This window comes from Paracoccus sp. (in: a-proteobacteria), from assembly GCF_046462195.1.
GTDB lineage: Bacteria > Pseudomonadota > Alphaproteobacteria > Rhodobacterales > Rhodobacteraceae > Paracoccus.
On sequence record NZ_JBKGUN010000213.1, the window covers coordinates 1 to 10,481 of the forward strand.

Consider the following 10,481-nt stretch of genomic DNA (forward strand, 5'->3'; position numbering starts at 1 on the left):
GGCGGACATGACCCCGCTCATCCAACAGCAAGAACCTGACCACAAGGGGTTTTGAAACGCTCTCTAAGGGTTGGCATGCGCTCTGACGTCCAGCCTGTTGCTTTGGATGGCTCCAGATTGTTCACCACTGACCCCTGACTGCCTTGATGCCGCGCGCACGAGGCTGCGCAGCTTGCCGGGGTTCTGGTAGAATTCGCGCGGGCATTTGGAAAGGACCCAAGATGACAGTCACGAACGAAGTTGAACTGGCCGGGCTGAAGGAGATCGGCCGCATCGTGGCAAACACGATGCAGGCCATGGCCCGGGCAATGGAGCCCGGCATGACCACAGGGGAACTGGACAGAATGGGTCGCGACTTGCTGGAGGATGAGGGTGCCATTCCTGCGCCGGAAGCGACCTATGACTTTCCAGGGGCCACCTGCATCAGCATCAATGAAGAAATTGCCCATGGGATTCCTGGCAATCGGGTGATGGCGGCAGGGGATCTGGTCAACATCGACGTGTCGGCCTCAAAGGGCGGCTATTTTGCCGATACCGGAGCGACCTTTCGCATGGGGACGGTGCCTCCATCTCTGGATCGACTGTGCCGGGACGGAAGGCGTGCAATGCAGATCGGCATTGCTCAAGTGGGGAACAACAAGCCTTTGGCCGGGATCGGGAATGCCATCGGCCGCTTTGCATTCCAACGTGGCTATACGTTGATCCGTAACCTTGCCAGTCATGGCGTCGGCAGGGCCTTGCATGAAGAGCCTGCCGAAATCGCCACCTGGCCCACGCACGGCGACAAGAGGCGGATGCACAAGGGCCTTGTGCTGACCGTCGAACCCTTTCTGTCAACGGGCGGGACATGGGCTGTCGAGGGGGATGACAACTGGACACTCTATAGCCAGCCTCCGGCAGCGGTCGTGCAATACGAACACACCGTTGTCGCCACCGACCGCGGCGCGATTATCGTCACCTTGCCGGGCTGATTGAGCGGGGCAGGCTTTGGTTGAACATCCGTGCGCCGGCATCGTGGCTGACAGGCCTTTTCAGGGCGTGGCGGCGGCCCTTGCATGGCCGCCGCGAACTCGCGTCAGCCCATCCGTTCCGAAGCGTATTCGTTGGGGCTGGCAGGGAAGACGATGGTCTTGTCGCCACTGATAAAAGTGCGGCGATGGATGTGGGCATGAACCGCCCGTGCCAGAACCTGACTTTCCACGTCACGGCCAAGGCTGACATAATCGTCAGGCGACTGGGCATGGGTCACGCGGGCGGTATCCTGTTCGATGATCGGACCCTCGTCCAGATCGGCCGTCACGTAATGAGAGGTCGCGCCGATCAGCTTCACGCCCCGCTCGAACGCCTGCTTGTAGGGATTGGCACCCTTGAAGCTGGGCAGGAACGAGTGATGGATGTTGATGATCCGTCCCGACATCTTCTGGCACATCTCGTCCGACAGGATCTGCATGTAGCGCGCCAGCACGATCAGGTCAGCGCCCGATTCCTGGACAATGCGCATCTGTTCGGCCTCGGCCTCGGGCTTGTTGGCCTTTGTCACCTTGATGCAGTGGAAGGGGATGTCGTGGTTCACGACGACCTTCTGGTAGTCCATGTGGTTCGAGATGACCGCCACGATGTCGATGGGCAGCGCCCCGATCCGCCAACGGTACAGCAGGTCGTTCAAACAGTGTCCGAAGCGGGACACCATGATCACCACCTTCATTTTGGTGCAGGGATCGTGGAAGGCATAGTCCATCTGGAACGGCTGGGCGGCCGCGGCAAAAAGATCGCTCAGCTCCTCGCGGCTCTTGCCTTCTTCGGAGGCGAAGCTGAGCCGCATGAAGAAGCGCTCGTTCTCGAAGTCGGTGAACTGGGAACTGTCATGGATGTTGCAGCCATAATCGGCAAGAAAGGTGGAAATCGCCGAAACAATGCCTTTGCGAACCGGGCAAGAGACGGTGAGGATGATCTGAGGCATGAGTAGTGCACCTTTCCGAGGCTCAGCGTTTTGACAGGCCAGAGTGACACTGCCGGTCTAAGTCATATGTTCTTGATCGGCTTGCCGGGCCGATCGGGCCCAAACCGGCTTCGATGCGGTCCGCCAGAAAGGCTGCATGCCCTTCCACCTTTGAGCGCGGGCGTCTCCGCCTTCGCATCAGGGTGGCGCCGATGCATCTGCCGGAATGTGACATCACTGCGGCAAAGCGATCGGGCGGAACGGTGCATCGGCTTGTTACCAGTCGGGAACAACGTCTGGATGATCTAGCTTTCGCTGCGCCTTTTCACATGAACGATTGCGACGATCTGGCCGGATATCTGCGCCGCAGCCCGTTGCGGTACGTAAAAAGCACCAATTGTCCCTGTGCAGATGCCAAATAAAGATGGATTCGCGCGATACCGAGCTTTACGTAAACGTCATGAAGCTCGGCTAAGGCCTCTCTTGCTGCCATGGATCGGATGATGCTCCGCAAGGGGCTTGTGAGGCCACGACTTTAACGCCGTGCCGTTTGGTCGCAGGTTGGCATGTGTTTGCCGCTTGAAATTTCCGTCGCGAAGCTACCGCCGCCGCGTCGCACCTGTCCTGCCTTGGTGGGCAGGTTCCGGGAATAACCGTCGGACTGAAAGTTTGCCTGTCTCACGTCCAGTTCCAGGTCAGCCGCAGATGCAGCATGCGAACATGATCAGATGCCCCGGTTTTCTCCAGTCTTCTCAAGGCTAGAGACCTTTTGACCGTTCGGCTCTGGTTTCCCCTTTCGCCTTTGCAGCACGAAAAGACGGTAGCGTTTGGCTGGGCAGCCTCTCTGGCAGGCATATCGCCAACTCAGGAGGACAAAGCTTGACCTACACAACCAAGGCCGGCGATGCGGAAGTCCGGGCCGATGGCCCGCCGCCAGACAGCGTCATCCAGACCAGTTACGAACTTGGCCGCGACAATCTGGAAGGGCATCTGGGACCCTTCCACTTCAGCGTGCACAAGCCGGTCTTCGCAATCTCGGCCATCAGCGTCATCGCCTTCGTGATCTTCACGCTGGCCCTGCCCGAACTGTCGGGCAACCTGTTCAACACGCTGTTCACGGAGGTGACGCAGCGCTTCGACTGGTTCTTCATCGCTGCGGCGGATGTGTTCCTGATCCTTTGCCTGGTTCTGGTGGTCAGCCCCTTTGGCAGGATTCGCCTTGGCGGTGCCGATGCCGTTCCGGATTTCGGTTATATCAGCTGGTTCTCGATGCTGTTTGCGGCAGGCATGGGCATCGGCCTGATGTTCTATGGCGTGTCGGAGCCGCTTTCCCATTTCTCGTCCTCGCTGGGCGGGCCTGTTGCGGCAGCGGACGGGCTTCGGACCGATTGGGCGCCGCTGGGAGGTGGCGCAGCCGAGGCCGAGGCCATTCGCCTGGGCATGGCAGCCTCGATCTTCCATTGGGCGCTGCACCCTTGGGCCATCTATGCCGTGGTGGGCCTCAGCCTTGCCTTGTTCAGCTATAACAAGGGTCTGCCCCTGACGATCCGCTCGGCCTTTTATCCGATCTTCGGCGAACGTGTCTGGGGATGGCCCGGCCACATCATCGACATCCTGGCAGTCTTTGCCACGCTCTTCGGCCTGGCAACCTCGCTCGGGCTGGGCGCTGCGCAGGCCAATGCAGGGTTCAACAAGCTGTTCGGGATGCCGATCAACGAAACGTCGCAGATCATCCTGATCCTCGGCATCACCGCCATCACCCTTTTCTCCGTCATCCGCGGCCTGGAAGCGGGCGTGAAGATGATGTCCGAGATCAACATGGGCCTAGCCTTCCTGCTGCTGATGTTCGTTCTGTTCGCGGGACCGACCCTGCTGCTGGTCACCGATATCGGCAGTTTCCTTGTGGCTTATGTCGAATACCTGCCTGCGCTGTCGAATCCGGTGGGACGCGATGACGTGAACTTCATGCAGGGCTGGACCTCGTTCTACTGGGCCTGGTGGATCAGCTGGTCACCCTTCGTGGGCATGTTCATCGCCCGCGTGTCGCGCGGCCGCACCGTGCGCGAGTTTCTGGTCTGCGTGCTGCTGATTCCGTCGCTGGTTTGCGTGATCTGGATGTCGATCTTTGGCGGCGAGGCGATCAGCCAGGTCGTGCGCGAAGGCTATACCGCCGTTCAGGATGCCGACCTGCCACTGCAGCTGTTCACGATGCTGGACAACCTGCCGCTCACCGGAATCACCTCGTTCGTCGGCATCGTGCTGGTGATCGTGTTCTTCGTTACCTCCTCTGATTCAGGCTCGCTGGTGATCGACACGATCACCTCGGGGGGCAAGGTCGATGCACCGGTCCTGCAACGCGTCTTCTGGTGCGTGTTCCTTGGGGTCGTCGCGATCGTCCTGCTGCTGTCGGCAGGTGGGCTGAAATCGTTGCAATCCATGGTCATCTCAACTGGTCTGCCCTTCACCCTGCTGCTGCTTCTGATGTGCGTGGGCATCTGGAAGGGTCTGGCCAGCGAACCGCGCTGACTTTCTGCCAGAGTCTATAGCCCCCGCAAGCTGCCGCTTGCGGGGGTTTCTTTATTGAGAGAGCAAGTTGGAAGTCGAGGTCTGCCGTGCGGGACCTTTGGCCATTCGCGCCCAGTGCCTGGCGGGACCTGTCCTTGGCATGTCTCCATCATGGAAGATGGAGTAATGCTGGCGGGCCTTGGCTCGTTCAGTCCTCGTTGGCACCTTCAGACAGTCTGACCGTCGCGTTTCCAAACAGCCGACAGGGCAGACGCCATTCTGGCAGTGAGTGGCGCGCAGCAGCAGCGAGACAACCAAGCCCGTCTTCTGGTCTTTCTCGAGATGAACGTGACGCACGTTGGAATGGCTGTCGGCAGCGAAAGCGAAGAAGAACTTGGCTTTCCTCGTCCGCGTGAACCGCATGCTCAGCATTCCCGGGAATGAACAGCCCAGAGCCTTCCGCAAGCAGAAAGACTTCAGCACCTCCATTCACGTAAGCCGTCCCAGAAAGACCGAAGCAGACTTCGGGAGGGGCGTCTGGGTGCGGGGAAGCGACTCGTCAGCATCAACACAGGCGACCCTGCAGGTCAGCTATCTGTCGCTGTTCAATCAACGAAAAGCAGCATCTCGAACCGAGCCCGCTGCTTTTTCTCCTCGTTCGAGAGCTTCCTCTTCGGTCGTTTACAGGTTCCGCTGTACTGGCTTCTGGTTCATCGGCTTTCTCATTGTTTGCAAATTAGCAGCCTGCAAGCACCCGCTTCCGCAGCCTGTCTCCGCATGTGCTAGACACAGCCAACGTGCCAATGTCGATTTCGATTTCCGTTCTGCGCGCTTGCTTGAGGAGCGGCATGACTCCACACCGCAGAGGCTTGTGTCCCATCGGGCAAGGTGGTCTTCGAGTGCAGCAAAGCTTCAGGGTGAGCGACGGATGCCTTTTCAACCTTTCTGAGGATGCGTTGGTTTGGTTCCTACGGTGGACACCGCGCCGCCTTCCGCCATGGGCATGAAAGAAGACCATGACGCAGCGGAGCGATTGTCAGGGCCTGTTGGGGGCACTCGTAGATCTGGACAATCACTCGCACCGTGAATCGGCGCCGCATAACGGCGCCCACTTTCGTGCCAAGTGAGCACAGCATGTCCTTCAGGTTGCTCTGATCGTCGGGTGCAGGAACTTGCGCACCGTCCGCAACATCCTGCTCTCCTACTGCGGTCCATGTCGAGGTGAACAGGCCGACGCGCATCATCTGCGCTGCGTCCCGTACGTCGTCGCTGTCCGTCTTGTGGATCTGTGCCGAGGAGGCGGCCTTCGTGTGCCACGTCTAGACGCCGATGATACGAAGCGCCGTCATAGCCGGGCCGGTGTTAATGCCATTGTTACTCTGGGCCAGCCTTCAATCCGTCGCGCCGCTGTTATCCGGTGAGTGAGGCAAGCAAGGGTACAATCACCTGTAGCTCACTCTCAGCCTTACCTTTTTCGCAGTTTTGCATCCATTGCGTAGACGCTTGTCATGCGGGGCGATGCGTCCATGACGACAAAGAGCCCATTGCAGCACTTCCTGAGAAAATGGTCTCAAGAGCGTGCAGGACAACCGCCAGCCTGTACTGCCCTTCAGCGGAAGCGCGGTTTTCCAGTCAACCCACCTTGCTCTTGCCCGGCTTCAGGCCTGAACTTCGGCCGTCAGACGCAGCGCCAAGGGGGTGCAGTCAAACCGGCGGCGAAACATGCGGCTAAGATGCGAGGAGTCGCAAAAGCCGCAATCGACCGCGATCTGGGAGATGGACTTTTCGCTTGTCTTGATCAGGTGGTGCGCCAGCGACAGGCGGATGCTGAGAAAGGCAGCTTGTGGCGACGTGTTCAGCGCCGTCTGGAAATGCCGTTCCAACTGCCGTTTGCTGTGTCCGATTCGGCGTGCGATCTCGGCCACCGAAAACGGCTCGTCGATGTTCTGTTGCATCAGCAGCAGCGCGCGCAGCACCATCGGGTCGCGGGTCTTGAAATCCATCGTGATGCCGGGCTGGGGCTTTTCCGCCTGCAAGGCCTCGTCGATGATCATGATGTGAAGGCTCTTGCTGGCTTGGGCACGCCCGACATGCTTGTCGACCAGAAACGCCGCCAGATGGGCTGAGCTTGCCCCGCCAGAGCAGGTCAGACGATCCCGGTCGACGACGAAGATCTGGTCGGTGACGGGGTTCAGCCCCTCGAACTGCTCCAGGAAATCTGCGTGATGAAACCAGCTGACGCAGCAGCGATACCCGTCCAGTAGCCCCGCCTGGTGCAGCAGGAACGCACCCGTGCAGACACCCACCAGCGGCACGCCAGCCTCGGCGGCCTGGCGAAGAAAGCGCACGTAAGGTGCGCCGAGAGAGGCTGTTTCCTCCATCAATCCGCCAATCACGACGATATAGTCGAATCGCGTCGGATCGCCCAGCCGCTCCTTGGGCTGGACCGTGATCCCGCAGCTGGACGATACGGCATCCATGCTGTCTGACAGCACGGTCCATTTGCACAGGATCGGGCGCGAGCGGTCGCCTTCGTCCGCCGCAAGGCGCAGGACATCCACGAAATTTGCAAAGGCGCAAAGGGTAAAGCGCTTGGCCAGGATGAAGCCGACCGACAGGCGCGCATCTCCGGGCTGGCGTCGGATCGACCGTGTCGCCGGCATCCGGGTGCCGCCCTTCATGGGCTGGATTGCTTGTTCCATCAGGTCCGGCTCCTCCCAAGCGTTCCTGGCCGATTGTCGTAGCCTTAATCCTTGGTTGACGCAAATGTTCTGTCGCAAGGCGGTGCCGATTTGCAAGACTGACTTTCAGGAATTCGATCCGAAAGCTCATTCTTTCCCACTGGAGAGAGCGGGCAAAGGGGCGAAATCACATCGCTTCCGGACGGAATGTCGACCCGACCGGGTCGTGTTCGTCCTGTTGCAACGGATCAGGCCCGTTGGTTGCGGGCACGAAGACACGGCCCCGGCTTCCGAGGTCACGACAAAGAAGGAACTGAAATGAAAGTCTTGGTCCCTGTGAAGCGGGTCGTCGATTACAACGTCAAGATCCGCGTCAAGTCCGACGGTACCGGCGTCGATCTGGCCAACGTCAAGATGTCGATGAACCCGTTCGACGAGATTGCCGTCGAAGAGGCCGTCCGCCTGAAGGAGGCCGGGCAGGCCAGTGAAGTCGTGGTCGTTTCGGTGGGTCCGGCACAGTCACAGGAAGTGTTGCGCACGGCGCTGGCCATGGGCGCCGACCGGGCCATCCTGATCACCACCGAAGGCACGGTCGAGCCGCTGACCGTTGCCAAGCTTCTGAAGGGCGTGGCAGAGGCGGAACAGCCCGGCCTGGTGATCCTGGGCAAGCAGGCCATCGACGACGACTGCAACCAGACCGGCCAGATGCTGTCGGCCCTGCTGGGCTGGAGCCAAGGCACCTTTGCCTCCAAGGTCGAGCTGGAGGGCGACAAGGCCAAGGTCACGCGTGAGATCGACGGCGGCCTGCAAGTCATCAATGTCTCTCTGCCCGCCATCGTGACGGCCGACCTGCGCCTGAACGAGCCGCGCTATGCCAGCCTTCCAAACATCATGAAGGCCAAGAAGAAGCCGTTGGAGCAGAAAACGCCCGAAGATTACGGCGTATCGGTGGCGGCACGCCTGAAGGTGGTGCGGGTCGAGGAGCCGTCGGGCCGTCAAGCCGGCGTCAAGGTCGGCACCGTCGCCGAACTGCTCGACAAGCTGAAAAACGAAGCCGCGGTCATCTGACAGGAGCACGGAACATGGCAATTCTTCTTTTCGCAGACCACGACAACGCCTCCCTGTCCGAGGCGACCGCACGGGCCCTGACCGCAGCGAGCCGCATCGGCACCGAGGTCGACATCCTGATCGTGGGCCGGAACGCGGCCCCTGCCACCGATGCGGCCGCGCAGCTGGCCGGCGTCCGCCACGTCCTTCTGGCCGAGGCCGATGCGCTGGAGCATCGCCTGGCGGAACCCACCGCGGCACTGATCGTGGCGATGGCAGGCGAATACGACACCATCCTGGCCCCGGCCACCAGCAGCGGCAAGAACGTCCTGCCGCGTGTCGCCGCGCTGCTGGATGTCATGCAGGTGTCCGACGTGATCGAGGTCGTCTCTCCGGACACCTTCAAGCGTCCGATCTATGCAGGCAATGCCATCGAGGTGGTGCAGTCCACCGACGCGACCCGCGTACTGAGCGTCCGCAGCTCGTCCTTTGCTCCGGCCGCGTCCGGTGGCACGGCTGCGCCTGTCAAGGCGGTGACCACTGGCGCCGACGGTTCGGATCTGTCCAGCTTTGTCGAGAACCTGCTGTCGCACAGCGAGCGTCCGGACCTCGGTTCTGCCAAGATCATCGTGTCGGGCGGCCGTGCCTTGGGATCGCAGGAACGCTTCAGCCAGGTCATCAACCCGATCGCCGACAAGCTGGGGGCCGCCGTCGGCGCTTCGCGCGCTGCGGTTGATGCAGGCTATGCTCCCAACGACTTCCAGGTGGGGCAGACCGGCAAGGTGGTGGCGCCGGACCTGTACCTGGCCTGCGGCATCTCGGGGGCGATCCAGCACCTGGCCGGCATGAAGGACAGCAAGATCATCGTCGCGATCAACAGCGATGGCGAGGCACCCATCTTCCAAGTGGCGGACTATGGCATCGTCGGCGACCTGTTCGAGATCCTGCCCGAACTGGAGCGCCAGCTGTGACGCTGGAGGCCGCGACTCGGGAACGGCAGATGACGGCTGATATCATCGACGGCAAGGGTTATGCAGCAGGCTTGGGCGACCGCATCGCCCAGCAGGTTTCGCTCTTTGCGAATCACGCGGGGCGCGCGCCGGGACTGGCGGTGGTTTTGGTTGGCTCTGATCCCGCCAGCGAGGTTTATGTCCGCAGCAAGGGCCGCACTGCCCGTCAGCTGGGCATGGAAAGCTTCGAGCATGTCCTGCCCGAGGACACGACGCAGGAGCATCTTCTGGCGCTGGTGGACCGGCTGAACGCCGACGAGACGGTCGACGGCATTCTGGTGCAGCTGCCCCTGCCGCGCCATCTGGACAGCCTGGCGGTGATCAAGGCAATCGATCCGGCCAAGGACGTGGACGGGCTGCATCCGGTCAATGCGGGCTATCTGGCCTCGGGCCTGCCGGGACTGGTGTCCTGCACGCCACTTGGCTGCCTGATGCTGCTGAAGTCCAGCCTGGGCAGCCTCGCGGGGCTGGACGCGATCGTGGTCGGGCGCTCGATTCTGGTGGGCAAGCCGATGGCACAGCTGCTGCTGGCCGAAAACTGCACCGTCACCATGGCCCATTCGCGCACCCGCGACCTCGCGGGAAAGATCGGACAGGCCGACATCGTGGTGGCCGCCGTCGGCTCGGCCGAAATGATCAAGGGCGACTGGATCAAGCCCGGGGCCACGGTCATCGACGTCGGCACCAGCCGCGTGATCCGCGACGGCGCCAAGCGTCTGGTGGGCGATGTCGATTTTGCCTCGGCCGCGACACGGGCGCGGGCGATTACGCCCGTTCCTGGCGGCGTCGGGCCGATGACGATCATGTCGCTGATGCACAACACGCTGCTGGCGGCCTTCCGCCGCGCCGGCCTGGCAGCGCCCGAGCTGTGGTGATGACACAGTGACGCGATCACGCGGTTCGGCCTTGGCAAGACCGTTGGAACGCGTCATCTCTGCACCGTTTTCCGCCGGCCCCGTGGCCGGCGTTCCGAACCTGAAGGCCGGCCTGGGGGCCGGTCGCTCCTCTTCTCCAGCATCTCGACAACAAGGAAACCGCGATGTCTTCTTTTCCTGACAAAGCCCGTGTCGTCATCGTGGGGCTCGGCGGCATCGTCGGCGCCTCGGTGGCGCATCATCTGATTGAAAACGGTTGGGACGACATTGTCGGCATCGACAAGTCGGGCATCCCGACGGACATCGGCTCGACGGCCCATGCGTCGGATTTCTGCTATGCGACCAGCCATGACCTTTTGTCCTGCTGGACGACCATGTATTCCATGGATTTCTACGAGAAGATGGGCAACTACAAGCGCATCGG

Annotated in this window: 9 protein-coding genes; 7 read left to right on the top strand and 2 right to left on the bottom strand. The window is 61.3% G+C overall.

The annotated features are described in order from the left end of the window. The first annotated feature begins 221 nt into the window (after positions 1-221). Positions 222-971 carry a type I methionyl aminopeptidase gene (gene map, locus ACLHHB_RS13135; RefSeq protein ID WP_410218731.1) on the top strand — a complete coding sequence of 250 codons (750 nt, stop codon included), beginning with the start codon at positions 222-224 and terminating at the stop codon, positions 969-971. A gap of 104 nt (positions 972-1,075) precedes the next feature. Here the strand turns inward: map and purU are convergent, their stop codons facing one another. Then, the gene (gene purU / locus ACLHHB_RS13140) at positions 1,076-1,960 is read right to left on the bottom strand and encodes a formyltetrahydrofolate deformylase (RefSeq protein WP_410218732.1); all 885 of its coding nucleotides are present in this window, start codon (positions 1,958-1,960) and stop codon (positions 1,076-1,078) included. 924 nt (positions 1,961-2,884) lie between these two features. On the opposite strand from purU, the gene ACLHHB_RS13145 reads away from it, so the two are divergent. Continuing rightward, positions 2,885-4,465 carry a BCCT family transporter gene (locus ACLHHB_RS13145; protein WP_410218738.1) on the top strand — a complete coding sequence of 527 codons (1,581 nt, stop codon included), beginning with the start codon at positions 2,885-2,887 and terminating at the stop codon, positions 4,463-4,465. A 337-nt stretch (positions 4,466-4,802) separates the two neighbouring features. Beyond that, the gene (locus tag ACLHHB_RS13150; RefSeq protein ID WP_410218733.1) at positions 4,803-5,393 is read left to right on the top strand and encodes a hypothetical protein; all 591 of its coding nucleotides are present in this window, start codon (positions 4,803-4,805) and stop codon (positions 5,391-5,393) included. A 709-nt stretch (positions 5,394-6,102) separates the two neighbouring features. On the opposite strand, the gene ACLHHB_RS13155 is transcribed toward ACLHHB_RS13150, so the two are convergent. Next, on the bottom strand, positions 6,103-7,107 hold the full coding sequence (locus tag ACLHHB_RS13155) for a GlxA family transcriptional regulator (protein ID WP_410218739.1): 1,005 nt from the start codon (positions 7,105-7,107) through the stop codon (positions 6,103-6,105). Between the two features lie 336 nt (positions 7,108-7,443). Here ACLHHB_RS13155 and ACLHHB_RS13160 point away from each other — a divergent pair, with 336 nt between their 5' ends. The 4 genes from ACLHHB_RS13160 to ACLHHB_RS13175 form a co-directional block, all read left to right on the top strand. Further along, the gene (locus ACLHHB_RS13160; protein WP_410218734.1) at positions 7,444-8,193 is read left to right on the top strand and encodes an electron transfer flavoprotein subunit beta/FixA family protein; all 750 of its coding nucleotides are present in this window, start codon (positions 7,444-7,446) and stop codon (positions 8,191-8,193) included. A 14-nt stretch (positions 8,194-8,207) separates the two neighbouring features. Further along, the gene (locus ACLHHB_RS13165) at positions 8,208-9,143 is read left to right on the top strand and encodes an electron transfer flavoprotein subunit alpha/FixB family protein (protein ID WP_410218735.1); all 936 of its coding nucleotides are present in this window, start codon (positions 8,208-8,210) and stop codon (positions 9,141-9,143) included. A 29-nt stretch (positions 9,144-9,172) separates the two neighbouring features. Continuing rightward, positions 9,173-10,057, top strand: a complete 885-nt coding sequence (gene folD / locus ACLHHB_RS13170) for a bifunctional methylenetetrahydrofolate dehydrogenase/methenyltetrahydrofolate cyclohydrolase FolD (protein ID WP_410218736.1) — start codon at positions 9,173-9,175, stop codon at positions 10,055-10,057. A 164-nt stretch (positions 10,058-10,221) separates the two neighbouring features. Then, positions 10,222-10,481: FAD-dependent oxidoreductase (locus ACLHHB_RS13175; RefSeq protein ID WP_410218737.1), on the top strand; the 260-nt coding region annotated here is incomplete at its 3' end.

Bases quoted from the DNA above. Each gene is read 5' to 3' on its own strand.
- ACLHHB_RS13155 (WP_410218739.1), bottom strand. From the start codon at position 7,107: ATGCCGGCGACACGGTCGATCCGACGCCAGCCCGGAGATGCGCGCCTG.
- folD (WP_410218736.1), top strand. From the start codon at position 9,173: ATGACGGCTGATATCATCGACGGCAAGGGTTATGCAGCAGGCTTGGGC.
- purU (WP_410218732.1), bottom strand. From the start codon at position 1,960: ATGCCTCAGATCATCCTCACCGTCTCTTGCCCGGTTCGCAAAGGCATT.
- map (WP_410218731.1), top strand. From the start codon at position 222: ATGACAGTCACGAACGAAGTTGAACTGGCCGGGCTGAAGGAGATCGGC.
- ACLHHB_RS13160 (WP_410218734.1), top strand. From the start codon at position 7,444: ATGAAAGTCTTGGTCCCTGTGAAGCGGGTCGTCGATTACAACGTCAAG.
- ACLHHB_RS13165 (WP_410218735.1), top strand. From the start codon at position 8,208: ATGGCAATTCTTCTTTTCGCAGACCACGACAACGCCTCCCTGTCCGAG.